This window comes from Pedobacter gandavensis (assembly GCF_032678465.1).
Lineage (GTDB): Bacteria > Bacteroidota > Bacteroidia > Sphingobacteriales > Sphingobacteriaceae > Pedobacter > Pedobacter gandavensis_B.
Genome location: NZ_JAVTSK010000002.1, coordinates 289889 through 316790, shown reverse-complemented (window position 1 = coordinate 316790; position 26902 = coordinate 289889). Strand labels below are relative to the sequence as shown.

The following is a 26902-nucleotide window of genomic DNA, read 5'->3' as shown; positions in this document are numbered from 1 at the left end:
CGTTTATTAAGAAAAATTAAATAAAAATGCAAAAATTTATTGCTTCAAATATCCTATTAAGCAATAATGGTATAGAGTTTGTATTTGGGCTCTGCTTAAGCATTTATTTTAATCATCAATAAACAACAAACAATGAAAAGAATCACGAAAATCCTCTCTCTCTCCCTCGTATTGGGTATCATGTTACTAGTATCTTGCTCAAAAGACAAAGACAATTCACCTTCTGGCTCGCACAAAGTTGTGTTTAAAGCAATTGCCAGCGCAGGAAGTGAAATCAATACTGCAGTTTATACGGCTGGAGATGGAAAAACTGAAACTTTTACCAGTTTAACCGGACAAACCTGGACAAGTACCGAATACACAATCGACTCCAAAGCACTTGTGGTTAATTTTGGTGCCAATGGTCTTGGGAAAGATGCCTCCTCTAACCTTGTTGTAGAAATCTGGGTGGATGGTGTTAAGAAAGCGGATGGAAAATCAACCGGTACAATCTTAACTGCTCAGGCAAGCTATACTTTTTAATACCACTAAATACTCTAAATAAATACGAAAAAGGGTGTCCTCTGTAAAAAGAGGATGCCCTTTAATTTTTATATTAGCAGACTAAACTTTTAGCTATAATGCAAACCAAACCTTTAACACTTCTTTTTTCCTCCTTTTTCTTTTTTTCCTGCTTCAGTAACACACTTACAGCACAGAGCCCAACCCACAAGCCAAAAGCCCCAATCATGGGCTGGTCTAGCTGGAACAATTTCCGGGTAGCTATTGATGAACAGGTGATTAAGGCCCAGGCCGATTTCATGATTTCAACAGGACTTAAAGAGGCGGGTTACCAATTTGTAAATATTGATGATGGCTTCTTCGGGGGCAGGAATGACAAAGGAGAACTATTGGTACATCCAACACGTTTCCCTAATGGCATGAAAGCTGTGGCCGACTATATTCACAAAAAAGGCTTGAAAGCTGGAATATATGCAGAGGCTGGAATAAACACCTGTGCCTCTATCTGGGATAAGGATACAGTGGGAGTAGGCTCAGGACTATACGGCCATGATGCACAGGACTTAAATCTGATGCTCAATACCTGGGGCTATGATTTTATCAAAATAGACTGGTGTGGTGGAGAAAAGCTCAACTTAAATGAAGAAGTACGCTATACTCAAATTGCAAATCAGATAAAAAGTATAAAACCTGAAGTGATTTTTAACATCTGCCGCTGGCAGTTTCCTGGAATCTGGGCAGTGAATATTGCCGATTCCTGGCGCATCTCAGGAGACATTAACAATCAGTTTGAATCCATTCTGCACATCATCGACAAAAATGTCGATTTATGGAAGTACAGCTCGCCAGGGCATGTCAATGATATGGATATGTTACAGGTGGGACGTGGGATGAGCGCTGAAGAAGATAAATCCCATTTCACCATGTGGTGCATCCTGAATTCTCCATTATTGTTGGGGAATGATCTAAGGACAATGTCTAAAGAAACATTGAAACTGGTGACCAATAAGGAGATCATAGCACTTAATCAGGATCCTCTGGGTTATCAATCCCGCCGATTGAAAAAGACAGGGGAACTGGAAGTCTGGGCAAAACCATTGATTTCTACCATGAGTGGAACAGTTGCAGTGACCTTGTTCAACAGATCAAAACAAGCTGCAAGCATTGATTTTGAACCAGACAGTGTGGGAGTCGATGCCTCAAAACCTTATCAGATTCGTGATTTATGGAAGCACCAGGACCTACCGCAGACAAAATCAAAAAAATTGAGTTTTGACGTTCCAGCGCATGGCGTGGTTACTTTAAAATTAAAGGGAAAATCTATCCCTTTTAATGTTTTTCAATCTGCCAGATAAAAATCAATTTGGCGGCATTCCGGGATGTCCATAAACAGTAAAAAAGAAGGGCGGGATCATTATTGATCCTGCCCTTCTTTTTTGATATTATCAGCTTATGCTAATTTAATAACTCTTGAATTACCATCCCGGGTTTTGTTTAATTTCAGGATTCAGGGTCATCTGATCAATTGGAAGTGGAGATAGATAATCCCTATCCACTCTAAATTGATATCCGGCACCCATGGCTGGAATGTTCTTAAACAACTCTATATAACCATTTGCATCTACAGGATAAGTAGCCAGGCTTTCCGCCGGAACTATTCCGGTCCACTGACTCAGCTTTGCCCCTTTTGGTTTCCAACCTACCAATAATTCATCTGCGGCAGCCCAACGATATATATCATCTCTACGGTATCCTTCGCAGGCCATCTCCACCCTTCTTTCTCTGCGCACTTCATTGATCAGGGGACTGAGTGTTGGGAATTCCCATTTAGGATCATTCATAATTCCTCCCACATTTAGTCCTGGCATCCCTACCCGGCTTCTTAATTTGTTGATGGATAAATCAGCATCTGCCTGATTAAAAGTCCCTAGTTCTGCTTTCGCTTCTGCATAAATCAACAATGCTTCTGCAAATCTGAAAATGATATAACCTGTTGTTCCTCTGTCCAGTTGTTGGTTATAATCCGGATTATGCCCTTTATAAACCTGATATCCGGTAGCTGGTTTCTGCTCATTTGGAGCCGGGAAAGTAGGCGTTTCGAAAATTGCCGACGCAAGACCGCCGGGTCTGTTATTGGTCACAATGTGATTCCCATCATTTACGTAAAGTGTCTGTGCCATCCTTGGATCTCTGTTTTTAACCACGTTCAACAAAGTGGCATCACCCTGGTACAATGAATTTCCGGTAATTGGATTCCCATCTTTACATAAATAATAATCGATCAGATTTTTGGTGATTCCTCTGCCAGCGCCTGAATTGGTATAACGATGCCAGTAATGACCCCCATTTTGGTTCAAATCGTACTGTCTCCAGAGCATCACTTCAGGATTTCCATTGTAATTGGTCTGGTTAAACAACCTCCAGTAGCCATCCGCTCCAGGAGTAGCTGCAAGTCCATTTCCATCCGGATTATTGATCAGATCAGCACTCACCAATTCTGCTTTTTTAAGGAATTTAGAACCATCCGCCCCTGCTACCCCAAAAGGAGTATTGGCATGATATTTCTCCCATGTTCCCTCAAATAGTGCAATTCTCGCTTGTAACAACTGTGCAATCTGTTTATTGACTCTGGAAGAGGAAGCTTTAGTCTTGGTAGGCAGATAACTCACCGCTTTATCCAAATCGTTCATGATCGAATCTACAATGATCCCCCTGGATAAACGTGGCCCCTTCAATTGATCCAAAACTGGATTCATTGGGCTATTTACCCAGGGTAAGTTCCCGAACTGCCTCAACTTGTTAAAATAAAACCAGGCTCTGAAGAATAATGCTTCTCCAACAAATGGCTTTTGATTATCCCAGGAAGCGTTCACTTTATTGTAATTGGCCATAAAGTAGTTGATATTCCTCAACATACTCCAATCGCCAGTACCCCAGCCACCGCCTACACCTGGAACCACTCTTGTTCCATTAAGGGTCCCATTCACTCCCATGTTGATCATATTATCACTTCCCTGATCTGCATCCAGACCATAAGGGCCTATCGTTCCAAATTCACCGATGGTGGAAGGAAAAGTAGTATAAAAGTTGTTGACATATAATTGCAGGTCGTTGGTCGTTTTCCAAAATTCAGCTTCACTGATACTTGTTTCCGGGGTTTGATTCAGAAAGTCCTTCTTACAGGCGGCCAATGACGTCAGGCCTATAAGGATCAACAGGTATAATTTATTTCGCATAATCGTATTTTTTATAATTGCAGATAGAATTAAAATGTCACACTTAGTCCTGCAGAATAACTGCGTTGTAAGGGGTATACCTTTCCTTCATTTAAGGTCAGCTCAGGGTCCAGAGATTTATTGAATTTGGTAAAAGTGGCCAGGTTTTCTATGCTCAGATAAAACCTCAACTTACTAATGCTCAGACGATCCAAAAGTGGCTTCTGGATAGTATAACCCAACTGAACATTCTTAATCCTCATATAGGCAGCATTTTGAAGATATTTGGTCTGCGTTTGCGTATTTTTATTATTCTGCCCACTCATATAGTACTTAGGGTAATATCCATTAGGGTTATCTACCGTCCATCGGTCCAGGTTAGGGGTAAATAAAGAGCTCTGCCATTCATCACCAACAATACCCCAAAAATAATTTCCTCCAATTGCGGCATCACGTTTACCAACACCCTGAATAAAAATCATGGCATCAAAACCTTTCCAATTGGCGTCTACATTTAAACCATAACTATATCGAGGCGTACTGTTTCCAATAATTTTACGGTCGCCAGGATTTTTAAGCGTATTTGTACCCGCATCTATTATTCCATCACCATTCAGGTCTACATAGCGAATGTCGCCAGGTGTCCATTGATTGCCATCAATTTTCGATTGTGATGGTGCTGCTGCAACTTCTTCTGCTGTTTTGAAAAAACCTGCAGTCTGGTAACCCCAGATCTCCCCCATTTGTTGTCCGGTATACCAATTTCCCAGGTCGCCGGTTGGGTTGGGATATCGAACTACTTTAGCTTTATAATCACTTAATACTCCTTTTACCCCATATTTTACGTTCCCCACCTGATCTCTCCAGCCTAATGTCAATTCCCATCCTCTGGTTTCAATTGCAGAGTTGTTAATTCTTGGAGCATCTGTACCTAAAATAGCTGGTAATGCTGCTGCAGGCCCCATTACGTCATTTGCTTTACGGATATACCAGTCGAACGAAGCGTTCAACCTGTTTCCAAACATGGCCACATCCGTACCTAAATTGTAAGTAGTAGTACTCACCCAGGTTAATGTCGGGTCTACCAGGCCAGGTAAACGCACTGATGCTTGTCGGGCGCCACCAAACAACCATGAAGTACTGGTTGGACTAGATGTTCCTAATGCCGGATAGAAAGGATAATAATCATTTTCTAAAAACAACTGGTCTCCTAACTGTCCATAGGAAGCTCTAAATTTTAAACCATCCACATATTTCTTTACAGGCTGAAAAAAGGACTCTTTATCTACATTCCATCCTGCGGAAACTCCCGGATAAGCTTTCCACCTGACATCAGATAAAAAGCGCGAAGTTCCATCGTAACGGGCACTAACTTCCAATAGGTATTTCTCTTTGTAATTGTAATTGAATCTTCCAAAAACACCCTCTGACGCCAGCTTTCTTACCCCATCAGAAATAGATGGCGTGGTTCCATAGGAAGTGGAAAGAGAAGGAATGTTATCAGAGTACAAATTATTGTTGCTGGCACCATAAGATTGAAAACCATTATAATCACTTACAAAACCACCCAATACACTGAAATAGTGATCATCCAATTGCTTTTCATAAGTGGTAAATACATTGACTACCTCATGCTGTACCCGCTCGTTATATCTTGAGAAAGCATTTGGAGTTGTCCCTCCTATTGCCGCTTGTGAACCATCCGGCAAATAGGTGAATAACGTTTTCAGGTGAGTGGAACGATCAAAATAGGTGGCATCAAAAGTATAATTCGCAGTTGCTGTCCATCCTTTTGCCAGTTTAAAATTCAATTCACCGGTTAAAAGGCCTTTATCTCTGGTTGTCATTTCTCTGCCACCTTCTTTTTGCAACTGAACATTGCTTTCTGAAGAAATACGTCCATCAGGATTATACAATTGAACGGTAGGAAACTTACGGGCGATCTGGTGCATATAAGCTCTGTCCCCTCCACCAGTTTGTCCGGCGTACAGATTAGGAGTATTAAATAACTCTCTGGAGAAACTTCCTCTGAAACTGAAAGTCAACCATTTGGTCACATCTGAACTTAAGTTGGTTCTGAGGTTATAGCGTTTATATTGGTCATTTCCATAATTATACATTCCATTTCTATCGTTATATCCTGCACCTACAAAATAGCTGGATGATTCAGAGCCCCCATTCACGCTTAAATTGTGCTGCTGACTGTAAGAACGGTCTTTATAATAAATTTTAAACCAATCATTATTGGAATTGGCTGCATTCCAGGATAGATAGCTATTATTAGCTGGATTTGGATCTTTAATCGTTTCCGTAGTTAATGTTCCTGCCTGGTAATCTTTAATCCGCTGGATCGTCGCTTCCGAATAAAAAGGGGAACGTCCCGCATTGACAAAAGCTTCATTATAAATATTTGCAAAATCCAGTGAATTCACCATGGTAGGCAAATTGAAGATGGTGTTCATGGAAATGTTATTGTTATAAGTAATACTTGGTGCCTTACCTCTGCTACCTTGTTTGGTTTTAATCAGGATCACGCCAAAGGGAGCACTTGATCCGTAGATTGCGGCTGATGCGGCATCTTTCAAAACAGAAATACTTTCCACGTCATCAGGATTAAGGCTATTGATATCGCCACCCTGAATTCCATCAATTACAATCAAGGGAGAAGCCGAGGTGCCCAGACCTGTATAGCCACGAATGTTTAAATTCTGGGTTGCATTTGGAGATCCTCCACTGCCACCGATACTAATATTTAAGTTGGCTACCTGTCCTTGTAAAGCCTGAGTTACCCGGGTAACCGGCCGGTCAGTCAGATCTTTCCCTGAAACCTGGGCTATAGCTCCGGTAAGTCGTGTTTTCTTTTGACTGCCATAAGCCACAACGACTACGTCATTCAACTCATTTGGTTTTACCTGTAATCTGATGACCATATTTTGAGCAGAAGCCTTTATTTCCTGCGGAATGTACCCGATAAAAGAAACCTCGAGTGTTGCGTTTTCAGCCACATCAGTCAGCACAAAGGAACCATTAGCATCAGTTACGGCACCTTTATTCGCTCCTTTTACTTTGACAGATGCACCTGGAAGACCTGTACCATCTTCATCCAGTACTTTCCCCCGCACCTCCATAAAACGCAGAAGTTGTTCTAACTTTTGAGAAATAATTGATTCCTTTCCTTTAATGACCACAATTTTATCTTCGATCACATAGGATAAGGGCAGGTCTTTCAGACAGACATCCAGTACCGTTTCCAAAGAAGCATTGTTAAAATTAGCATCTACGGTATTCGTGTTTTTCACTTTTTTTGCAGACCAGATGATACTATATCCTGTCTGCTTATTGATCTCATTGAACACTTGTTTAAGTGTTGCATTTTTTTTGGAGTAAGTTACTTTCTGAGCAAAACCTGTTGCATTCACCTGTAAGGCGGTTAGGATTAAAAAAAACAGGATTAACTTTATACTCACCAGAAATTTAAGGGCGTAACCGAAAGGCACACCAAGACTTTTAGTGTAATTTTTATACATTTGGTTGTTCTTTATCATCTGAATGCCACTGCTTTCTAAGGTTTCGGGCAATCAGAGAAGGATTTAAGAAAATAGTTAAATCAATTGTTTTCAACGATCACAGAACAAGGTCAGGGGCGGTCCAACGCTCCTGGCTTTATCGCCTGTAAATCGAACAGCGCTTTGGCCTTAGGGATCTTTGTAAATACTGTTCATTTGGTTTGGTTTTTGGTTAGCGATATTTGATTTATAAGGTTTGATTTTTACTTTTTACGCATGATTATAATTTTGTTGTCTTCCAGCTTAAAGTTCATGGAGGTGCTCAATTCCAGCATACGGAGTACCTTGGATAATTTTTCCGACCTGCTCACGATACCGCCAAACTCCAGGGTTTTTAGTTCAGTATCCTGAAATTCCACTTCTACATCGTACCATCTGGCGATTTTCTTCATAATATCCTCTAGGGATGCATCATCAAATCTGAAGTATCCCATTTTCCAGGCCATTACGTTTTCGATGTTGGCAGGAACAATAGTTATCTTTTTTCCATTATTAATTGATTGTTGATTAGGCTTAAGCAGGTACCCGTTTACACTGATACTACCTTCCAATAAAGTGCTATATATACTTTGATCTTCAGGATAACTGCTGATGTTAAAATGAGTACCAAACACCTTGATTTCCTGCCCGGCAGATTTCACAATAAATGGTTTTATGGCATCTTTGGCGACTTCAAAATAGGCCTCACCAATCAGTTCTACCCTACGTTCTTTGCTCTTGGAGAAACTAGTTGGAAATCTGATAACAGTGGCTGCATTGATCCATACCTTTGTGCCGTCCGGAAGATTCAGCTGATATTGTCCGGCTCTGGGTGTACTGATGGTATGGTATTCTAATTTATTGCTTGTGCCAGGCATCTGGGTGTAAATCACCTGAGCATCTTTGCCTTTAGAAATTCTGACACCTGCCTGTTCGACTAATTTCCCTGCTTTTTGATCTGTAAGGGAGAGTTTAGTCCCGTCCGAAAGGGTTAAAAAAGCTTTATTGGTCCCAGCTGAGACGTCGTTTTTCGTGAAATTCTGAGCCGGTTCCTGACTTTCCAAAATGGGATAAAATAAGAGGCCAATTGAAACACTAATAAACAGTATGGCCGCGATCGCCCAACGGTAACGAATCAGAATAGGTCTAGATGGAGATGGTTGTATCTGCTGTTGAATGTTTTTAAACATTCTTTTTTTATGGCTTTCTTCGCTTATAGCAAAGTGTTCCGGAACTTCCAGTTCCTGATCCTGGTCACGATTGTACCAGTTGGCAAATTCAATAGCTTCGTCTTCTGAAATTGATCTACTCAGCCATTTAGCAGCTAGTTCCTGATATCGTTTATTTTCTCTAGAATCGTACATCTATGATAGGGCTATATCTTAGAAGTCTCCTCTGAAAGGCAAATCCCTTAGTCAGATGAAAAAAAAATTACAAAAGCATTAGCATAAATTGATTTAGCCCTGCGCGCAAAGTTTTCATTGCTTTAGATAAATGTGCTTCTACCGTTTTTTCAGAAATTACCAGTTCTTCAGCAATTTGTTTTTGAGAAAGACCTTGTTCCTTACTCATGCGATATACGAGCTGACATTTTTCTGGCAGGGAACCTACCAATTTTTCTAACCGATCCTTTAGCTCGGAGAAGTCGAGCCATTCCTGAGTGGAGTCATCAGCAATTCCCTTCATGCCCAGGCTATCTGTATATTTTTGCTGATGGTACTGCTTATCCAGCGCTTTAATGACTCTGTATTTTACGGAGACCGCAAGATAGGCCGATAAACTGGAGGTAATTTTAAGACTTGTTCTTCTGTTCCAAAGGGAAACAAAAATATGTTGCACAATTTCTTCTGCCTCTTCCAGGTCTTTAATTTTCTGTGCAGCGACAATAAAGAGTTTTTTCCAGTATCTGTTATAGATCTCTGTAAAGGCAGCATGGTTGCCATTCTCCAGTAAATCAGTTAATTCCGGATCAGTAAAACTGTGATACCTATTCATGATACTCCCCATTCTTAAGTTCTAAAGCACCTGGCTATGTAGTACTGCCCTGTCTTTATCTATGTCCCTCACAATTGTAATAAAATAATCAGGTAAAAAGAATCGAGGTATGTTAAAAAAGGTTGCGCAATCGTTTGAAAAACAGATATCAAACGATTGCGCAATTTAAGGGGGTTTTAAGAATTTTTTATTTTTCAGCATCAAAGTTCCCAGATCGGGTTACCTCAACCTGGCTTATCATGATCAGCTGCTCAGCAACATTAATCTTCCCGACTACCATCATCGGCCATTCTTACCATTTTAGGTGTGAATTTAGCAACAACATCAATCAGTTCTTTTTGAGCTTCCATTACCAGATTAATGTCTTTGTAAGCCATTGGAGCCTCATCTAAACCTGCACCGATTAAAGTGACATGATGCGCTTTCAATACCCGCTTCATTTCATCTTTAGTGATACTCTTGATGGCCTTCGAACGACTCATTTGTCTACCTGCACCGTGCGAAGCTGAGTTAATCGCATTTGTAAGTCCCTTACCTCTGACGAGGAAGCCTGGAGCTGTCATTGAGCCAGGAATAATTCCCATCACATCTTTTCCTGCGGGTGTAGCCCCTTTTCTATGAACGATCACTTCCTCGCCATTCCAGGTTTCCCTCCAGGCAAAATTATGGTGATTTTCCACCTTTGCCAATACCTCAGCACCCACTGCCTTAGTCAGTTTATTATGGATGACTTCATGACAAGCGGAGGCATAGTCGCCGGCCAGATTCATCGCTAACCAATATTCCTGACCAGGTTCGGAGTTCAGGTCCAGATAAGCCAGATTTGCTGCTTCGGCAGGTAATTTACAGTTTTCTTTAGCAAGCCTGGTGTAATGACCGGCTAGCGTTGCACCCAATCCACGTGATCCGGAATGCGTTAACAAAGCCAGATAACTCCCTTTTTCAATATCCAGCACCTCATCCCTTTTTTCAAACTCAATGATCCCCCATTCTGCAAAATGGTTTCCCCCACCCGAGCTTCCCAATTGTGAGTAAGCCTTATCATGGAGTTTCTTGATAAAAGGCGTTAGGTTAAATTCTTCCCTGCTTAAGACCTCATGGTCAGTTTTGTATTGTCCATGAAAACCATTGCCTGCACCAAACCTGGTATGTGCAATCAATTCCCTTTTAAATTTCGCTTCATTTTCATGAAAGTAAGCTGATGAAATGTCGAATATGGATAGTGCCATTCTGCAACCAATATCAACACCCACACCATAGGGAATAATCGCATTACGCGTCGCTAAAACACCACCAATTGGCAGACCATAACCTTGATGGGCATCAGGCATCAGGGCACCGGCAGCAGTTACAGGAAGGCGCATGGCAATGTCCATTTGTTTTCTTGCCCCCTCTTCAATATACTCAGCTCCATATAAAGTATAAGGCAGCGCGGTTTCCTTTAAGGAGATTTCAGGATCAATTTTCTTTTCTTCCATAATTTCCGAAGCCAAAGTTTTCCATAGGATATCATTTAAGAAATTTTCCGGATGATCTTTTACTTTTTTAAGCAACACTTTTACCTCTCGTAATGATAATTCAGATAAATGCCCTGCAGTTGCTAAAGCAATACCTAATATTTTTCCTGGTGTATAACCTACTTCCAGCAAGTCATTTCCGTTTATTTTTGTTGTCATTGTTTTTTCAATAAAGTTCGTTCCTCATTTCAATAAGGATGTTTTCTAATTTTTGACCATCGATAGCCTCCGAGAGCATGCACTATTTCCTGTAATTGATGAAGTATTCTTGTTTTCATTATTTTTCTTTTATAGGTAAGGCCATGGCCCTACCTATTTTACAAATATTTGTTTCAACTGATCAACGATCTGCCCGCTTCCAGACAAGCTGATGGTGTTGATTTTTTCTGCAATTTTCTCTACATATTCCATTTCTTTCAATTTGTAGAGCATCGCATTGTCTTCCATTAACTTTGCTGTATTTAACAAACTTCTGGTAGAGGCAGTCTCCTCTCTACGTGTTATTAAATTAGCTTGTGCCCTTTTTTCGGCAATCAGCACCTGATTCATGATATCCTTGATATCTCCTGGCAACACGATATCTTTTACCCCGCAGTCTACCAATTTCACACCTAAACCTTCAGCTTTGCCTGCACAGCTATTCAATACACTGTTGGAAATCTGGTGTTTATTCTCCATGAGCTCATCGAAAGTCATTTTGCCAACAACCTCCCTTAAAGCCAGTTGAATGCTTACATACAACTGCTTGTCGAACTCTTTATTTTCCAATAGCGCTTTGATCAGATCAGTCAGCCTGTACTGTATACTGAAATTAATCCGCAATTGTGCTTTATCTTTAGTCAATATCTCCTGACCAATGATTTCCATATTCAATTGACGCATGTCTGTCTTTAAGAACTGGATTACAGTTCTGTTTTTCCAGAATATGTAATTACCTGGTTCCATAACCTTTTCAAAATTCCCATCAACAATCAATATTCCTTTTTCATAGCTTTCTATTTTGAAAACCCTGATGTAAGCTGATAGTTGTGGCTTTTCTAAGGTATTCTTGTCGATATCAGCTGCAATTTCATAATGGTTCAGATTGACGGTCACAAATGAGTATTTGTTTAAGCCTTTCCAGAACGCATATTTTCCTGCTGTCAATACTTGTTTGAAATTCTTACTTTGATAGACCAACACCAATTCATTGTCGGCCACCTCAACTATAGTGACCAATTCCTTGAAATCTTTGTTCAATAACAAAACCTCCAGTTCAGTACTAGCAATAAATGTTTTTGCCATATCGTAATTGACCACAGACTCACCAAAACCCAACCAATGGTTGCCGGCAGTCAATACACGTTTAAATTCATCTTTCCTGTACACCAACCCTACAGCGTTGGTATTGATCAATACTCTTTTCATATTTTTTTTATTAGTTGGTTGCTATAAATTAATTCCTGACTTAAGGAAGGAGCGCTATCTGCTTTATTGAGCCACTCCTTCCGGCATCATTTTTTCTCTTTTTAATAAAAACACCTTCAAAAGACATTCGTCTGTTTCATACGGAGGCAAACAATACTCAGTTTCTTTTTAAAGCATTTATCCTGTTCTTTAGAGCGCTCATGAACGCTTAAAGCGTTTTGAACATTTTGATCTTTTAAGAACAGATAGCTGCAGCAAAATCTGCCTTTCTTCATTGTACCTGCAAAGCATAATTCAAACTGTTTAATGGTATGGAGCGTCATTTCCATAAAACTGAATGTCTTTTCCCGGTGCTTTTTGGAATGGAACATTTGAAAAGTGTTCCTACTTTCTGAGGACCGAAGTCCGGTGCATTACCATTTTGCTATTCCATACTCTGGAAGCAGGATTCGAACCTGCAATTGGTTTGTTGCTCTACCCCCTGAGCTATCCTGTTTGACCAGGAGCAGGATTCGAACCTGCGACCCACAAATTGGACAATCCGCCATTTTAAACATCAGAATATTGCCGCTGAACAGCGCAATACTATGGAGCCATTAGAAACTCTCAACTGTGGATGTTTATCCTTTCGACTGCCATTCCCTTCCGGGAATATCTTCATGTACTTTCGTACCTTAGATTTTTCAAAGAACCTGTCTTATTGTTGACATTACAAAGATGGCCCAGATACTACGCAGCAGATTTGCGCAATAAAAAATAAATCACAAAAATTTCATAAGACACTGGAATTCAATAGCATTATTTTACAAAACTATTATATTAAGTGTTTTTATATTTCATTTGCGCAATTGTATTGCGCAGCAAAATTCATTTCCTATCTTTATATACTGTCGCTTTTGACTTCTTCATCCTTTATCCCTGACATGTCTGTAAATAAACTTGCCTTAATTCGATATAAAACCATTGATGAATGCCTGAAAAACAGGTTCAGAAAGTGGACTTTGGATGATATTATTGAAAAAGTAGCTTCCAGACTTTACGAGTATGAAGGAATTACCTCTGGCGTAAGCAAAAGAACCATTCAGGCCGATATTCAATTGATGCGCAGTGATAAATTGGGATACAATGCACCAATTGTGGTTTCAGACAGAAAATTCTATAGTTATAGTGATTTAACATACAGTATCACGAAGATTCCGATCAATTCCACTGATGTAGAGAAAATGAAAGAAATTGTTGGCGTTCTCAAACAGTTCAATGGCTTTAATTATTTCGATGAGATGAGCGATATGATTACCAAACTGGAAAACAACCTTTACAAGTCTACCAATCCCAGTAAAAACTATATTCAATTTGAAAGTAACCAGCAGTTGCGGGGTTTGGAATACATCAATCCATTATATCAGGCCATTCTTCAGCAAAAATCTTTGCTGATTGTTTACCGCTCTTTTAAAGCCGTGCAAGCCAGTCAGAATATTTATTTCCCTTATCTTTTGAAAGAATATAGGAACAGATGGTTTGTTATTGTGAAGCCTAAGAAGGGATTACAGTTGCTCACCCTCGCTCTCGATCGGATCATCGAATTTCAGGAACTCCCGAATGAACCCTATGTGGAATATAAGGGTATAGATTTTGACCGTTATTTTGAAGATCTGCTGGGAGTAACCAAATCCCAAAAGGACCGGGCACATAAAGTTATTTTTAAAATAGATAAAAAAACAGCACCTTATATACTCACCAAGCCATTGCATCATAGTCAACAGCTATTAAAAGAAGATACTGATGGTCTGATTTTTAGAATTGACGTGGTGTTAAACTTTGAGCTGGAAAGAGAAATTCTGGGCTTTGGGGAATGTATGAAAGTAATGGCCCCCCGAAACCTTGCTTCCAGAATTAAAAAAAGACTGATTCAATCAGTGGGACAATACGAAACGGAGGACTTATAGGTTGATTTCCTCCTGTTTTTTCTTCGGCAGGCTCCTGAAAACCAGGTCGTAGGAATGATCTATCAGCTCATGTAATTGTTGCCTCGTTAAACGACCATCCATATAAATGGTATTCCAATGCTTTTTATTCATATGATAACCTGGTACTACCTCTTCATACTGTTCCCTCCATTCGATAGCACGTTCAGGATCACATTTAGCGTTAAAACGATTGGCATTTAACAAACTGCAGAGTAAAAATACTTTCTCTCCTATTTTGAAAACTAAAATATCCTCCCCAAAAGGGAAGCCTTCAACTGAGCCTGGTTTCAGCAGGCAATAATCACGTAATTCTTCGATGTTCATAGCCAGGACAAATATAAGAAATAAGCAAATTAGGAAGAAAAGTGTTTAGCCATTACACTACTAGGAATTACGCCAAATTTCCGTTTAAAGGCCGCTGAAAAATGTTGCGGGTTTTTATATCCAATGGTTTCCGCAACTTCATTAATTTTCATTCCTTGTGTTTGAAGTAATTTCATCGCTTCCTCCATTTTAGCATCATTCCAAAAACCAAAAACGGTTGTTCCAAAGAGCTCTTTGAATCCTTTTTTGAGCATAAATTCATTGGTACCCACTTTATGGGAAAGTTCGATCAGGGAACAGGCGGTGTTGAGATTGGCCAGGATAAACTCCCGGACAGCGTAAATCTTTTCAATATCGGCTTTTTTCAGGTTGCCAGACAAACTTTCCTTTTCGCTCAATTGTTCCAATTGTAGCAATAGCAATTCGATGACCTTAGCCTCCAGAAACATCTTTTTAAAAGCACCTTTACGCTCACAAAAAATGATATCTCTGATGATCTGATGCATTTGAAGGTTGATCAGGTTATGACTGGAGCGCAGTAAACTGGAATAACCTTGATCCATTGCCTTTTTAAATTGACTGAAGAACAAAGAATCTTCCGGTAAGTATTTTCTAAAAAAAGCTGGTGCTAAATTAACTTCAAATACGCGTAATTCTTTATCGGACCATTCCATTTTTCCATCCATTCCATTTACATAAATGATATTATGTTGCTGGGTCTCAAAACTAATCTCCTGTTCCAGCGTCTTTGAATTGGCGGCCGTCTTTCCACTTAAAGTGAAATGCATTTCTACCGTTTCATAATCAGTTTTAAAGTGAACCAATGTCTTGTTTGCTAAAGCAAGGTCACCATACCCAATATGTACACCATCAAAATAAGTTTCTTTATAAAAACCCTTTCCAACTGCATTGTCCATATGAAAACAATGCTCCTGAGGCCCGCCATCCAGGGAATCGAAAACCGGAGGATACTCACGTTCTACAATTAATTCGGAAAGGTCTGATGCATACAAACTGATACTCATAGATTTCTTATAGTTTAAATTACTCCTTTCAACGGCTTTTTTAATCCATCACACGTAGGTTCGGAATCGAGGGAAAGGCATACCTTCGCAAAGTTAGTTATTATTTAGAATGAATCTACACAAGTGGCAAGATTCCTAATCAAACGATAAACCAGTATAAAATTATAATGAGCAAAGAAGAATTTAAAACCATCAGAGCTGAACTAAAGCTTTCCCGTAAAACATACATTACACCTCATTATTTGAGGGTATATTTAAGTGGCGAGGACGTTAAACTGATTGAGAATACGACAATTGGAGTCAACAACAAAATCATGATCCCCCCTACCGGAATTAACAAAATTCATTTTCCTGAACTTGATCATGAAAAAATGGAATGGATACAACCGGAGCTATCAGTGAGGCCCTCTATTCGCACTTATACCCACAGAGGGATAGATTTGGAGAAGAACGAGATCTGGATTGACTTTGTTGCACATGGTGAAGAAGGACCAGCTTCCGCCTGGGCCATAAATGCTAAGGTGGGCGATCCTTTAGGGGTATTGATGCGTGATGGAAAAGCTGAACTTTACCCTCAGGCCGCACATTACTTACTGGTTGGAGATGCCACTGCAATTCCTGTTTTGGGCGCAATATTAGCAGATCTCCCAGCCAGGGCAAAAGGCACTTGTATCCTTGAAGTCCATGATCAAAGTGACGAGCAGGTGTTGAGCACTAAAGCTGACATTAACTTCATTTGGCTGCACAATTCCCAACCTGAACTTTCCAGCAATTTACCAGAGATCGTAAAGCAACAATTGTTGCCTGAACGAGACAGATTTGCCTATGTCGCGGCTGAATTCTCTGCTGTAAAAGCCATTAGAACCTATCTTAGAAAAGACCAAAACTGGAAGCAGCAGGAACTGTATGCTTATTCCTATTGGAAAGCAGGTGTGGCAGAAGATCAGTCGAGCAAAGAAAGACATCAGGAAAAAGAATCTATTCCAGATCATGGATAAACAAAAGCAAATGATACTCCGGGGAAACCTGGCCGGGCTGATGTGGCAAATGTCCTGGCCTGCTGTTTTGGCAATGGTCCTCTATGGACTGAACAATTTTCTGGATGGAATATTTGTTGGGCACATGATCAGTAAAACCGCATTGGCAGCAGTGGGTATCGCCTATCCTTTGGCACAATTTGCCCAAGGATTGGGTAGTTTAATCGGCACTGGAATCGGTTCGGCCCTGAGTATCTGGATTGGCGCCAATGACACCGGGAAACTCAGTCAGGCTTTAGGGTCCGTAAACTACCTCTCCTTAATCTCCTCTATCCTACTGACCATTCCTGCTTATTTTTATGCAGATCATCTGGTCTACCTGATGGGCGGACGTGGAGAGATTGCGACTTTGGCAACGGAATATTTTCAAGTCACCGTTCTGGGCAGTTTTTTCTGGATTCATGGACTGGCTTTAAACATGATGATTCGTGCGGAAGGCAAAATGAAAACCGCAGCCTGGATGATTGCCGTTGGCTTAATTGTAGATGTGGCACTAAAACCGATCCTGATTGAAGCATTTGGAAACCGCGTTTCGGGAGCGGCCTGGGCTACAAACGCAGCAATGATCGTCTACACGCTTTTAGGAATCTGGTACTACGGCACTGGTCGGGCATCTTTTAAAACACGATTCTGGTCGTTGGTACCAGATAAAGCGATCATAAAAGAGACGCTCAGCTTAGGTATGCCTGCTTTTATCATGATGGTGATGATCGTGATCCAAAATGTAGTGGTATTTAATGCACTCAACAAATACGGTAAAGCCGGCGATGTTACTTTTTATACAGCCGTTAATCGTTTTTACATCTTGTTAAACACCCCACTTTGGGGGATGATGAGGGCTTTACAACCTGTAGCAGGAATGAATTATGGAGCCGGACAATACCAAAGATTGAACACATCTTACCGCTTGTTTTCCTTCACCGGGCTTGCCCTTCTATCTCCATTTTGGATTTTGGTGATGGTTTATCCTTCCGCTGTACTTTCGGTGATGATTCCGAATGAGGTTTTTACAGCAACCCAATTGTTCGATTTCCGCATCTATATGAGTGTGCTGCTCAGCCTTCCATTTATCTTTATGGCGATGGTTTGGCTTCCCTCTATAAAAGAAGCCAAACCCGCCAGTATGATTAGTATTTTAAGGCAGCTTGCCCTTTACATCCCGGTGATGCTCATTGTGCCTGCCTATTATGGTGTAAGTAGTATTTACTGGGCCAGCGCGATGATTGACTGGTTTATTTTCCTGCTGGTCATATTTACAATCAGAAAAAGTATGGGAAAATTGAACCGCCAATTTGGTACCTTTAGCCCTGATGAACAAAGCCCGCTGTAAAAAATTCTTACCTTTTCTAGTGATGTGCATTTTAGCGTTTGTGCCTCAGAAAATGATGGCACAAACATTTAACTCTCCTCAAATATTTGATTTCTGGAAGGGCTCGGGCAGTCTTCATCCGCAAATGTTAAAGAAAAAAGGATTTTCAGAAGTCTATAGTGGCCCGAAAAAACAAGGTGGCTTCCTCTCCTTATACCACAGTAAGCAGGCGCAGGAATATCTGTTCATCCATTACACAGATTCCGGGAAAACCTCCACGATTACCTATTATCTGCCTACAAAAGCAAAATATCTCAACCTGCAGGCGGAAAAGAAAAATTTAAATGCAACTGAAGAGCTAACTGCCCATGGGATTACCACTTACAATGATGGGAAGAAATATTATCAGATTAGTTTTAAATGCTCAGACCATTAATATCAGTAGTCAATACTTCAGTCATATAGTCCAGAAAGGGGCGCATGTTTTTAAAAGTCTCCCCTACTGTTTTTAGAAAATCAGCACTTAAAACTTCTTCATCAGAGCACCTACGGAGTAACAGATACTGCTTATAACGTAATAGGTCTATGGCCTCATCGTTCGCATCAAAACCTTTAGGTGTCGTTTTTAACTGCTCTCCTTTTAAGTTTCCAAAGCTTGAAATAAATGATTCCGTGTTTAATATTTTCCTTAATGGGTTTGGATCAAAAGACAAGTCATCTCTGATTAATTTCAAATCAGCGGCATTTGGGCCCCAGAAGCCACCACCGATAAAGCTATTTCCAGGTTCAAGGTGAAAATAATAACTGCCCCTACGGTTTTTACCAGCACGTTTAAAGCTGCCACTCCAATGCGTTTTGTAGGGAGTTTTGTCTTTAGAAAAACGGGTATCCCGATAAATTCGGTACACGCTTTTGGATCCTGAAGGGGTTTCAATCACATCATGGGTATTCAAATCTTGTAATAAAGCCTCAGCAAAACCTACTACCAGATCCTGTTCCTGTAAGAACTCTGCTTTATGGGCATTAAACCAATCCCGGTCGTTATGATCCATTAGTTTATTTAAAAAAGCAAAGTTAGATGGTTGTATTTGAGGTTTCATTTTCATACTTGTGTAAATTCAGCATTTAGATCAGCATTATTATCATGTAAAGTTCACAAAATATTTAAGTTTGGGGATGTTGAATTCAGAAAACTTCATCAAAGCATACCTCGATAGAATTAATTTCAGTAAAACATTACTGGTCAACAGAGATACACTATTTAATCTGCAGGAAGCTCATTTATTGCATGTCCCCTTTGAAAATCTGGACATTCATTATGGGAAGAAAATCAAGCTGGAGCCTGAGCTTATTTTTGAAAAAGTAGTGTTAAATCAAAGAGGTGGATTTTGTTATGAATTGAACGGTTTGTTTCATCTACTGCTCAAAGCATTGGGTTTTGATGTTAAAATGATTTCAGGAAGAGTGCACAGTAAGGATGGAGATTACGGAAATGAATATGATCATTTAGCCATTATCGCTACCATAGATCAGCGACAATACCTGGTAGACGTAGGTTTTGGGAAATTTTCATTAGCACCTCTGGAAATTAAAAAGGGCTTTCTCTTTGATGACCCATTTGGACAATTTCAATTTGATGACGATCAGGATGGCTATCTCAAAATCAGTATGCTGATCGGGGGTAAATTAAGTCCACAGTACCTCTTTAAAACCACAGAAAGGAGCTTTTCAGAATTTGAGGGAATGTGCCATTACCACCAGACCAGCAAGTATTCTCCTTTCCCTCAGAAAAAGATGATCTCCATAGTCAGCCTTGATGGACGCATTACGCTAAGTGATCAACAGGTAAAAATCAGCCGGGCTGAAAATGAGGAAATTTTAATTTTTAACCCTGAAGAATTCAATTCTAAATTACTTCAGTATTTTCATATTAAAATTTAGAGTGATAAAGCACCTATTTACAGCTTACTGATAAACTTTAACCCAGTCCACGATCATCTGTACAGGTAATTGCTCTGGCTTTACTTTTCCTACCCAACTGCCTCCCAATTGCTGATCAATCATGACATAGAAAGGCTGATCATATGGCCACTGACTTGGGTCTAGTCCTGCTACACGTGGATAACGGAAGGTTTCTACTCCATTTAAGGTAAATACCAATCGATCAGGGTACCACTCCATACCAAAAGTATTGTATTTACTGATGTCTATTTTCGCTGTTCCACCATGCGGAGGATTATCCTTTTGCTTCAAATTGAGGGTATAATGAGAATGTGTAGTTTGATAAATGATCGAATCGCTGTTCAGGTGTTCCATAATATCGATCTCCCCGTTATTTGGATACTTACCGTACTTATTTTGCTCAGCCAGCATCCACATGGCTGGCCATGCGCCTTGTGCACATTCCAGTTTTGCACGGATTTCAATTTTACCATATTGATAGGCAAATTTACCTTTAGTGTATAATCCACCGGTAAGAAATGGTCTTGGATCGATTAAAGTATCCGGGTTCTTAAGCCCTTTCAGGTACAACTTCCCACCCTGCTGTGCATAACAGATTGGATCGTTACTCATGTGTTTGTTCCAATCTGCTCCACCTTTAGGGATTTTACTCCATTTATTGGTATCAATCAGGGAACCATTAAACTCATCTTTCCAAATCAGTTTCCAACCTGAATTGTTTGCTCTTTCTTTCTGTAGATAAATGTAATTTTCTGTTTTGCGATAAGGAAGTACGCTACAAGAGGCCAACAAAACCACTAAGCAACAGCTCATTAAAAGGTATTTATTCTTCATTAACATCATTTTTAGGGCAAAAAAAATTCGCTGGCCTGATTCCCCCTATGCTATGTCCCAAATCCCACCATTAATGATCAATAAAGATCAGTAAATTAGATCAGCGCAATAAATATCAAATTTTAAAATGATTAAAACCATGAGTCATCACAATTTTACCACAACTATATTAGTAGATCAGACACCTGCTGAAGCATTCGATGCCATCAATAACGTTCGGGGATGGTGGTCGGAAGTCATTGAAGGAGGAACAGAAAGATTAAACGATGAATTTACATATCACTTTAAGGACATCCACCGCTGCACGATGAGGCTGGTTGAAGTTGTACCCAAAGAACGGGTGGTCTGGCTGGTGGTCGACAACTATTTTAATTTCACTAAAGACCATAGCGAATGGACAGGCAATAAGATTAGTTTTGAGATTGCAATAAAAGATAATAAAACGCAGATTAAGTTTACGCATTGGGGTTTGGAACCTGGTTATGAATGTTATCCAATTTGCCATGACTCCTGGTCGAAATACATAAATGAGAGTTTATACAACCTCATCACTACTGGTAAGGGGGAACCAAATGGGAAAGAAACGGCTTAAGCTGTTGCTACTTTCTCTTTGACCCTTTCTGAAATGATATTGATCAGGACACCGGTTAAGATCAGGGCGATGCCAAGGATTAAACTGAAGGTCAGGTTTTCATGAAATAGTGCCACACTAACTGCCACTGCGATCACAGGTTCCAATGCACCAAGGATGGACGTTGGTGTGGAGCCAATTGTTTTAATTGCATACACCAGGGAAGACATAGAAAGTACTGTCGTAACAAAAGCAAAAGAAGTAAAATTGAGAAAGAGTTCCACATTAGGAATCACTAGTGATTCTTTGAATATCATTGTTTTCGCCAGGTAAAAAACCGCCGAAAATATCAGGGAGTAAAAAGTAATTTTAAATCCGGAGGCCGCAATCTTTGCTTTATTCACCACCACCATGTAAAGGGCATAAAAAGTGGCGCTCAATAATGTAATCAATAAACCAGGCAGGTTGATATCAAATACTCCATCCTTTGCACTTAAAGCTACGATTCCGCCAATTGTGATGATCAGGGATAAGATGGTCAGTCCAGTAATTTTCTCTTTGAAGAAAAATGTCATAATCAAGGCTACAATAACCGGATACACAAACAGTATGGTGGAAGCGATGCCCGGTGAAAGATAATCATAACCCAGGAACAGAAACTCTGCAGATAATGCATAGAAAAGTCCAAGTAAGGCTAAAATCATAAATTCTGAGCGGCTTACCCTTAGGCGCTCCTTCTTATAAATCAGGTAGCCCAGAATAAATATCGAAGCAATAAAAAACCGGTAAAACAAGGTCGTATCCAATGAAAAATGACTTGCTTTAACAGGTAAAATGAATAAGGGAATCAATCCATAAGAAATCGCCGAAATGGCGGCCAGGGCATACCCTTTAATTTTCATGTTTTTTATTGTTTAGGCACTGTTTTACAGCCATTTCAAAATTGATTTTTGAAATTTCTGCAAATATAGAGATATTCCAGGAAACAAAATACGAATATTTGAAAGCCCTAAACTTCCGCAGTATTATTCATCTGCAGACATCAAAATAACGCTGGTCTTTCGTAAATAACTAGATCTGCCCTTCTTTTCTCATCTACTCTAAAAAACCTTAAAAATTGAGATACAAACCAACGCTATACGCCTCTTCGCTGCATTAACTTTGAATCAAGAAAGTCAGTATACGATCTAAAATAATTATCTTCGCACTTTGACTCGATTACAATAAAATCATTAAAATAAGGACCATGAAACTGGAAGAACAACTGCTGAGTAGAAGCGAAAACAAATGTGAACTATGCCAATCCGGAGAAACACTTAGCGTATATGAAGTACCTCCTCAAACAGCAAATACTGCAGATAACTGTATCCTTATTTGTAATAAATGTTTGGCGCAAATTGAGAAAAAGGAAGAACTGGACAGCAAACACTGGCAATGTTTAAGTGGAAGCATGTGGTCTGAGACACCTGGCGTACAGGTAGTTTCATGGCGTCTATTGAACCGACTCAGCAATGAAAGCTGGGCGATGGATTACCTGGATATGATGTACCTGGATGAAGATCGCCTGGCATGGGCTAAAGCTGCCAACCTCGACAATGATTCCGCAGTTGAATTACATAAAGATTGTAATGGTGCCATACTTCAGGCTGGAGATACTATTGTATTAACAAAGTCTTTAGATGTAAAAGGCTCTACTTTAAACGCAAAAATGGGTACAGTTGTAAAAAACATCCGACTAGTAGAAAACAATACAGATCAAATTGAAGGGAAAATCGAAGGGCAAGTTATTGTCATTCTCACTAAATACACCAGAAAACAAGGCGCGTAGTCTTTACTCTGAACAAAAGAAAGGGCAAGCGATCATTTATGCTTGCCCTTTCTTATTGGCGCTGGATTCTTCCGGTTGCCGGCCCCATTTCAGGACAGTACTTTTTATTCGATCTGGAGAATTGTTTTAGCAAGATTGATCATCCGTTCTGTACCTGTATATTTCCCATGCTCATCAGATAACTTCACCACTTCAGTCCATTCTCCATCTTTAGGTTGTGCTTCTGTCATTTTGATCACAATATTCATCGGATCAGGCCCCGCGTCATTGGTTAAGTTAGTACCTATGCCAAATGACATCCCTATTTTCCCTTGACAATGGGCTGCAATTCTTTCTACTTTATCGTAGTTAAGTCCATCAGAAAATATAATGGTCTTCGATTTTGGATCAATTCCCATTTTCTGATAATGATTGATCACTTTATCTGCAAATAATACAGGATCTCCACTATCATGTCTAACCCCATCAAACAGCTTGGAAAACATTTTATCAAATTGACTAAAAAACACTTCTGTAGTGTAGGTATCAGAAAGTGCAATTCCCAAATCTCCACGATATACATTCACCCAATGCTCTAATCCCATGGCATTCGCCATTTTAAAGCCATACCTCGCCGCATGAAACATAAACCATTCATGGGCATGCGTACCGATCGGCTTCGTTTGATACATCATCGCCATATGGACATTACTGGTACCAATAAATGACCCGGTGCCATGCTCATTTAAAGCCTGTAAAACCGAACGGTGTACCTGATAAGAATACCTTCTTCTGGTTCCAAATTCGGCAACAGTGACGCCCAAGGCTTTATATTTCTCAATTTTTTTGGCCGTCAGCTCCATCACTTCTTCGTTGCTGATTCTATGTGCCCCATTCAGTACATAATACAATTCACAGATCAAGGACATCAGAGGAACTTCCCATAATATGGTCCGATACCATAAACCTTCTACCCGTACTTCCAACTGAGCACCGTGTTGCTCAATATGGACCTCCTCCGGCTGATAGCGATAACCTTCCAGAAAATCCAGGTATACCGGATCAAGGTAAGGACAGGTCACTTTGAGGAAATGTTTCTCTTCCCTGGTCAGTTTGAGTAAGGCCATCTGGTCTACTGCGATTCTTAATGCCTTTGCAAATCCTTCAGGAAAAACGTGTTTCCCACGATTGATGAATTTGTATCTGGCCTTTGCTGAAGGAAACAAGCGTATCACCCCTTGCTGCATCGTGATCTTATAAAAATCATTATCAAGAATAGAGGTCAGTGCAGGAGTTGGCTGTATTTGCATAAGTCTTTCACATTTCTTTCAAAAATACCATGTTCATTTTAATTCTGACTCATAAAACCTGACAATACATCAGAAACAGTTTATTTGATAAACCAGTAAATCATAACAGCGCAATCATTAAGCCTATAAATTTTAATCAAAAAGAAGCATAAACATGGATAAATTATGTAATTTCAATACGATAAACTAATAAAAAATCACCTAAACCCAACAACAATGAAAATTCTTAAAGTGATCCTTACTGGAATTGTAGGTCTGATCGTTCTGGCTTTAATCGTCGCATTATTTGTGAAGAAAGAATACGCTGTAGAACGGGAAATCGTGATCAATAAGCCGAAGCAGCAGGTTTTTGATTACATTAAATTCATTAAGAACCAGGACAATTACAGCGTATGGAACCGAATGTACCCTAATAAAAAAACCAGTTACAAGGGCACTGACGGCACCGTTGGTTTTGTTTATGCCTGGGACGACAAAGAAAGTGCCGGTGAGCAGGAAATCACCAAAATTACTGAGGGCGAACGCATGGATATGGCTTTACGCTTTAAGGTACCTTTTGAGGCCAATGATCAGGCTTATATGATTACTGAAGCTGTAACTGATGGACAAACGAAGGTAAAATGGGGATTTAGTGGCAGCATGAAGTACCCAATGAACCTCATGATATTATGTATGAATATGGAAGACATGTTGGGTAAAGACTTGCAAAAAGGATTGGAAGATTTGAAGGTTATCCTTGAAAAATAATCATAAAATTTAGCATGAAAAGCGGATGACATTTTAGTCAACCGCTTTTTTTATTTAATTGATGATACTTTTTAGGTGTTTGTAATTGGATTTTACAGTATCCAATACTTCTTCAAATTTTCCACCTAACATGAGCTTGGTCATGGTAAGCGCCATTCCTTTCATCATCTTGAACTCGATCTTAGGTGGCATAGCCATGGCATTAGGATCGGTCATTACATTGACCAATATTGGCCCATCATGGTCGAATGCGGCTTTCATTCCTGCTTCCAAATGTTCAGGATCATCTATCGTCATCCCCTTAATGCCCATAGCAGTAGCCAGCATTGCGAAATCCGGATTTACCATATCTGTTTCCGAATCAGGAAGTCCTGCTACTTCCATTTCTAATTTGACCATGCCAAGGGAGCGGTTGTTAAAAACAATGAGTTTAATGGGTAGATTATATTGTTTTATAGTGGCCAAATCACCCAGCAGCATGGAAATCCCACCATCGCCACATAGGGCAACCACTTGTCGCTCAGGACTGGACAAGGCTGCTCCAATCGCATGTGGCATTGCATTGGCCATTGAACCATGGTTAAAAGAGCCCAACATACTTCGTTTTCCTGTCGCATGGATGTATCTGGATCCCCAAACACAACACATTCCTGTATCTACCGTAAAAATGGCATCTTCGGTAGCTAGTTTATTGATTTCAAAAGCAACAGACTCTGGATGTATGGCTTCCTTTTCTCCATTATCTTCCACATAGGTATTGAGCTGCTCTTTTACTTTTTCATATACTTGCAACTGCGCGTTCAAAAAGCTGTCATCTGTATTTACATCCAATAAAGGAATTAAAGCGCTTAAACTGGTTTTGATATCACCATAAAGCCCCATATCCAGTTTCGCCCTCCTACCCAATCTTTCTGGTTTACTGTCGATCTGTACTAAAATTTTATCCTGGGGAATGAAAGGAACATAAGGGAAATCTGTACCTAATAAAAGAATCAGATCACTTTCATGCATACTATGATAGGCTGATGGTAATCCGAGGAGGCCGGTCATCCCTACTTCATAAGGATTTTCGTATTGAATCCCCATTTTACCACGGAAGGAATAGCCCACTGGGGCTTTAAGCATTCCAGCTAGTTTAACCACCTCATCATGTGCTTCAGCAGCACCAATCCCGCAAAATATGGCGATCCGTTTGTGCTGGTTGATCAAATGAGAAAGTGCCCGTAAATCCTCTTCTGCAGGACATATACTCGCTTTAGAAAAATAGGTTTTATCTGATGATAGGCTGTCTTCCGCATCCATACTGGCTACATCTCCAGGTAAGCCAAGAATGGCCACTCCTTTATGATGAAATGCATGTTGCAAAGCCGCTTGCGTCATTCTTGGCAATTGAGCTGGAGTAGTTGCAATCTGATTGTAATTACTGCAATCATCAAATAGTTTAATCGTGTTGGTTTCCTGAAAATAACCAGAACCGAATTCCGTAGTTGCACAGGTGGAAGCAATCGCCAGTACTGCAGCACCGGCACGATGGGCATCATACAGTCCATTAATCAAATGAACATGCCCGGGACCACTACTTCCTGCGCAACAGGCCAGGCCATGTAATTCCGCTTCGGCGGCTGCAGCATATGCCCCAGCTTCTTCATGCCGGACATGAATCCAGCGGATCTGATCGTTGCGTCTTACCGCATCATTCAACTCATTCAGGCTATCACCAGTTACCGCGTAAATGCGCTTAATACCTGCTGCAACCAGCATATCTACCAATTGTTCTGCTACTTTTTTAGACATAGTATGATGTTTAAGTACAATAACACCACAGGACA

Annotated in this window: 24 protein-coding genes; 10 read left to right on the top strand and 14 right to left on the bottom strand. The window is 40.1% G+C overall.

Annotated features, from left to right (window positions below; translation table 11 throughout):
- The first annotated feature begins 132 nt into the window (after positions 1-132).
- Both R2Q94_RS04425 and R2Q94_RS04420 read left to right on the top strand, forming a co-directional pair.
- Positions 133-522: a hypothetical protein gene (locus tag R2Q94_RS04425; protein ID WP_316820231.1), complete on the top strand. Its 390-nt coding sequence runs from the start codon at positions 133-135 to the stop codon at positions 520-522.
- 206 nt (positions 523-728) lie between these two features.
- The gene (locus R2Q94_RS04420) at positions 729-1856 is read left to right on the top strand and encodes a glycoside hydrolase family 27 protein (protein WP_410478518.1); all 1128 of its coding nucleotides are present in this window, start codon (positions 729-731) and stop codon (positions 1854-1856) included.
- A gap of 120 nt (positions 1857-1976) precedes the next feature.
- Here the strand turns inward: R2Q94_RS04420 and R2Q94_RS04415 are convergent, their stop codons facing one another.
- From R2Q94_RS04415 to R2Q94_RS04385, 7 genes are all read right to left on the bottom strand, one after another.
- Complete coding sequence (locus R2Q94_RS04415; RefSeq protein WP_316820229.1) at positions 1977-3737, bottom strand: RagB/SusD family nutrient uptake outer membrane protein; 1761 nt, start codon at positions 3735-3737, stop codon at positions 1977-1979.
- A gap of 29 nt (positions 3738-3766) precedes the next feature.
- Positions 3767-7243 carry a TonB-dependent receptor gene (locus R2Q94_RS04410; RefSeq protein WP_316820228.1) on the bottom strand — a complete coding sequence of 1159 codons (3477 nt, stop codon included), beginning with the start codon at positions 7241-7243 and terminating at the stop codon, positions 3767-3769.
- Positions 7244-7485: 242 nt separating this feature from the next.
- On the bottom strand, positions 7486-8625 hold the full coding sequence (locus R2Q94_RS04405) for a FecR family protein (protein ID WP_316820227.1): 1140 nt from the start codon (positions 8623-8625) through the stop codon (positions 7486-7488).
- Between the two features lie 67 nt (positions 8626-8692).
- Positions 8693-9256 carry an RNA polymerase sigma-70 factor gene (locus R2Q94_RS04400; protein WP_316820226.1) on the bottom strand — a complete coding sequence of 188 codons (564 nt, stop codon included), beginning with the start codon at positions 9254-9256 and terminating at the stop codon, positions 8693-8695.
- A gap of 260 nt (positions 9257-9516) precedes the next feature.
- Positions 9517-10932, bottom strand: a complete 1416-nt coding sequence (locus tag R2Q94_RS04395; protein ID WP_316820225.1) for an RtcB family protein — start codon at positions 10930-10932, stop codon at positions 9517-9519.
- A gap of 153 nt (positions 10933-11085) precedes the next feature.
- Positions 11086-12180 carry a slipin family protein gene (locus tag R2Q94_RS04390; protein WP_316820224.1) on the bottom strand — a complete coding sequence of 365 codons (1095 nt, stop codon included), beginning with the start codon at positions 12178-12180 and terminating at the stop codon, positions 11086-11088.
- Between the two features lie 116 nt (positions 12181-12296).
- The gene (locus tag R2Q94_RS04385; protein ID WP_316820223.1) at positions 12297-12509 is read right to left on the bottom strand and encodes a hypothetical protein; all 213 of its coding nucleotides are present in this window, start codon (positions 12507-12509) and stop codon (positions 12297-12299) included.
- Positions 12510-13103: 594 nt separating this feature from the next.
- Here R2Q94_RS04385 and R2Q94_RS04380 point away from each other — a divergent pair.
- The gene (locus R2Q94_RS04380) at positions 13104-14126 is read left to right on the top strand and encodes a WYL domain-containing protein (protein ID WP_316820222.1); all 1023 of its coding nucleotides are present in this window, start codon (positions 13104-13106) and stop codon (positions 14124-14126) included.
- Here the strand turns inward: R2Q94_RS04380 and R2Q94_RS04375 are convergent.
- Both R2Q94_RS04375 and R2Q94_RS04370 read right to left on the bottom strand, forming a co-directional pair.
- Positions 14121-14471: an MmcQ/YjbR family DNA-binding protein gene (locus tag R2Q94_RS04375; protein WP_316820221.1), complete on the bottom strand. Its 351-nt coding sequence runs from the start codon at positions 14469-14471 to the stop codon at positions 14121-14123. The two genes, R2Q94_RS04380 and R2Q94_RS04375, sit on opposite strands and share 6 nt — an antisense overlap.
- A 29-nt stretch (positions 14472-14500) precedes the next feature.
- Positions 14501-15496, bottom strand: a complete 996-nt coding sequence (locus R2Q94_RS04370) for an AraC family transcriptional regulator (protein WP_316820220.1) — start codon at positions 15494-15496, stop codon at positions 14501-14503.
- Positions 15497-15663: 167 nt separating this feature from the next.
- Here R2Q94_RS04370 and R2Q94_RS04365 point away from each other — a divergent pair, with 167 nt between their 5' ends.
- Genes R2Q94_RS04365 through R2Q94_RS04355 form a run of 3 tightly spaced genes read left to right on the top strand, consistent with a single transcriptional unit; the run spans position 15664 to position 18278 of the window.
- Positions 15664-16494 (top strand): siderophore-interacting protein, encoded by an 831-nt coding sequence (locus R2Q94_RS04365; protein ID WP_316820219.1) that lies wholly within the window; start codon positions 15664-15666, stop codon positions 16492-16494.
- The gene (locus R2Q94_RS04360; RefSeq protein WP_316820218.1) at positions 16403-17863 is read left to right on the top strand and encodes an MATE family efflux transporter; all 1461 of its coding nucleotides are present in this window, start codon (positions 16403-16405) and stop codon (positions 17861-17863) included. Before R2Q94_RS04365 ends, R2Q94_RS04360 begins: the two co-directional genes overlap by 92 nt.
- A gap of 22 nt (positions 17864-17885) precedes the next feature.
- Positions 17886-18278 (top strand): hypothetical protein, encoded by a 393-nt coding sequence (locus tag R2Q94_RS04355; RefSeq protein WP_316820217.1) that lies wholly within the window; start codon positions 17886-17888, stop codon positions 18276-18278.
- On the opposite strand, the gene R2Q94_RS04350 is transcribed toward R2Q94_RS04355, so the two are convergent.
- Positions 18259-18942, bottom strand: a complete 684-nt coding sequence (locus tag R2Q94_RS04350) for a DUF2461 domain-containing protein (protein ID WP_316820216.1) — start codon at positions 18940-18942, stop codon at positions 18259-18261. The genes R2Q94_RS04355 and R2Q94_RS04350 overlap by 20 nt on opposite strands.
- A 76-nt stretch (positions 18943-19018) precedes the next feature.
- Here R2Q94_RS04350 and R2Q94_RS04345 point away from each other — a divergent pair, with 76 nt between their 5' ends.
- Entirely contained in the window at positions 19019-19783 is a 765-nt protein-coding gene (locus tag R2Q94_RS04345; protein WP_316820215.1) for an arylamine N-acetyltransferase family protein, read from the top strand.
- A gap of 24 nt (positions 19784-19807) precedes the next feature.
- On the opposite strand, the gene R2Q94_RS04340 is transcribed toward R2Q94_RS04345, so the two are convergent.
- On the bottom strand, positions 19808-20638 hold the full coding sequence (locus R2Q94_RS04340; RefSeq protein WP_316820214.1) for a glycoside hydrolase family 16 protein: 831 nt from the start codon (positions 20636-20638) through the stop codon (positions 19808-19810).
- Positions 20639-20777: 139 nt separating this feature from the next.
- On the opposite strand from R2Q94_RS04340, the gene R2Q94_RS04335 reads away from it, so the two are divergent.
- Entirely contained in the window at positions 20778-21230 is a 453-nt protein-coding gene (locus tag R2Q94_RS04335) for an SRPBCC domain-containing protein (protein ID WP_316820213.1), read from the top strand.
- On the opposite strand, the gene R2Q94_RS04330 is transcribed toward R2Q94_RS04335, so the two are convergent.
- Positions 21227-22111, bottom strand: a complete 885-nt coding sequence (locus R2Q94_RS04330) for a DMT family transporter (protein WP_316820212.1) — start codon at positions 22109-22111, stop codon at positions 21227-21229. The genes R2Q94_RS04335 and R2Q94_RS04330 overlap by 4 nt on opposite strands.
- Positions 22112-22455: 344 nt before the next feature.
- On the opposite strand from R2Q94_RS04330, the gene R2Q94_RS04325 reads away from it, so the two are divergent.
- Positions 22456-23037 (top strand): PhnA domain-containing protein, encoded by a 582-nt coding sequence (locus R2Q94_RS04325; protein ID WP_316820211.1) that lies wholly within the window; start codon positions 22456-22458, stop codon positions 23035-23037.
- A gap of 104 nt (positions 23038-23141) precedes the next feature.
- Here R2Q94_RS04325 and pncB read toward each other — a convergent pair whose 3' ends face one another.
- Complete coding sequence (gene pncB / locus R2Q94_RS04320; protein ID WP_316820210.1) at positions 23142-24326, bottom strand: nicotinate phosphoribosyltransferase; 1185 nt, start codon at positions 24324-24326, stop codon at positions 23142-23144.
- Positions 24327-24542: 216 nt separating this feature from the next.
- Between pncB and R2Q94_RS04315 the strand changes: the two genes are divergently transcribed.
- A complete protein-coding gene (locus tag R2Q94_RS04315; protein ID WP_316820209.1) occupies positions 24543-25073 on the top strand; it encodes an SRPBCC family protein in 531 nt (176 codons plus the stop codon).
- 54 nt (positions 25074-25127) lie between these two features.
- Here the strand turns inward: R2Q94_RS04315 and R2Q94_RS04310 are convergent, their stop codons facing one another.
- On the bottom strand, positions 25128-26867 hold the full coding sequence (locus R2Q94_RS04310; protein WP_316820208.1) for a thiamine pyrophosphate-dependent enzyme: 1740 nt from the start codon (positions 26865-26867) through the stop codon (positions 25128-25130).
- Positions 26868-26902: the final 35 nt, after the last annotated feature.

What these genes read in the sequence shown, in the direction of transcription:
- pncB (WP_316820210.1), bottom strand. Translation starts at nt 24,326, where the DNA reads ATGCAAATACAGCCAACTCCTGCACTGACCTCTATTCTTGATAATGAT.
- R2Q94_RS04425 (WP_316820231.1), top strand. Translation starts at nt 133, where the DNA reads ATGAAAAGAATCACGAAAATCCTCTCTCTCTCCCTCGTATTGGGTATC.
- R2Q94_RS04375 (WP_316820221.1), bottom strand. Translation starts at nt 14,471, where the DNA reads ATGAACATCGAAGAATTACGTGATTATTGCCTGCTGAAACCAGGCTCA.
- R2Q94_RS04325 (WP_316820211.1), top strand. Translation starts at nt 22,456, where the DNA reads ATGAAACTGGAAGAACAACTGCTGAGTAGAAGCGAAAACAAATGTGAA.
- R2Q94_RS04365 (WP_316820219.1), top strand. Translation starts at nt 15,664, where the DNA reads ATGAGCAAAGAAGAATTTAAAACCATCAGAGCTGAACTAAAGCTTTCC.
- R2Q94_RS04330 (WP_316820212.1), bottom strand. Translation starts at nt 22,111, where the DNA reads ATGAAAATTAAAGGGTATGCCCTGGCCGCCATTTCGGCGATTTCTTAT.
- R2Q94_RS04420 (WP_410478518.1), top strand. Translation starts at nt 729, where the DNA reads ATGGGCTGGTCTAGCTGGAACAATTTCCGGGTAGCTATTGATGAACAG.
- R2Q94_RS04360 (WP_316820218.1), top strand. Translation starts at nt 16,403, where the DNA reads ATGCTTATTCCTATTGGAAAGCAGGTGTGGCAGAAGATCAGTCGAGCA.
- R2Q94_RS04405 (WP_316820227.1), bottom strand. Translation starts at nt 8,625, where the DNA reads ATGTACGATTCTAGAGAAAATAAACGATATCAGGAACTAGCTGCTAAA.
- R2Q94_RS04390 (WP_316820224.1), bottom strand. Translation starts at nt 12,180, where the DNA reads ATGAAAAGAGTATTGATCAATACCAACGCTGTAGGGTTGGTGTACAGG.
- R2Q94_RS04310 (WP_316820208.1), bottom strand. Translation starts at nt 26,867, where the DNA reads ATGTCTAAAAAAGTAGCAGAACAATTGGTAGATATGCTGGTTGCAGCA.
- R2Q94_RS04355 (WP_316820217.1), top strand. Translation starts at nt 17,886, where the DNA reads ATGTGCATTTTAGCGTTTGTGCCTCAGAAAATGATGGCACAAACATTT.
- R2Q94_RS04345 (WP_316820215.1), top strand. Translation starts at nt 19,019, where the DNA reads ATGTTGAATTCAGAAAACTTCATCAAAGCATACCTCGATAGAATTAAT.
- R2Q94_RS04370 (WP_316820220.1), bottom strand. Translation starts at nt 15,496, where the DNA reads ATGAGTATCAGTTTGTATGCATCAGACCTTTCCGAATTAATTGTAGAA.
- R2Q94_RS04335 (WP_316820213.1), top strand. Translation starts at nt 20,778, where the DNA reads ATGAGTCATCACAATTTTACCACAACTATATTAGTAGATCAGACACCT.
- R2Q94_RS04400 (WP_316820226.1), bottom strand. Translation starts at nt 9,256, where the DNA reads ATGAATAGGTATCACAGTTTTACTGATCCGGAATTAACTGATTTACTG.
- R2Q94_RS04395 (WP_316820225.1), bottom strand. Translation starts at nt 10,932, where the DNA reads ATGACAACAAAAATAAACGGAAATGACTTGCTGGAAGTAGGTTATACA.
- R2Q94_RS04340 (WP_316820214.1), bottom strand. Translation starts at nt 20,638, where the DNA reads ATGAAGAATAAATACCTTTTAATGAGCTGTTGCTTAGTGGTTTTGTTG.
- R2Q94_RS04385 (WP_316820223.1), bottom strand. Translation starts at nt 12,509, where the DNA reads ATGGAAATGACGCTCCATACCATTAAACAGTTTGAATTATGCTTTGCA.
- R2Q94_RS04415 (WP_316820229.1), bottom strand. Translation starts at nt 3,737, where the DNA reads ATGCGAAATAAATTATACCTGTTGATCCTTATAGGCCTGACGTCATTG.
- R2Q94_RS04410 (WP_316820228.1), bottom strand. Translation starts at nt 7,243, where the DNA reads ATGTATAAAAATTACACTAAAAGTCTTGGTGTGCCTTTCGGTTACGCC.
- R2Q94_RS04350 (WP_316820216.1), bottom strand. Translation starts at nt 18,942, where the DNA reads ATGAAACCTCAAATACAACCATCTAACTTTGCTTTTTTAAATAAACTA.
- R2Q94_RS04315 (WP_316820209.1), top strand. Translation starts at nt 24,543, where the DNA reads ATGAAAATTCTTAAAGTGATCCTTACTGGAATTGTAGGTCTGATCGTT.
- R2Q94_RS04380 (WP_316820222.1), top strand. Translation starts at nt 13,104, where the DNA reads ATGTCTGTAAATAAACTTGCCTTAATTCGATATAAAACCATTGATGAA.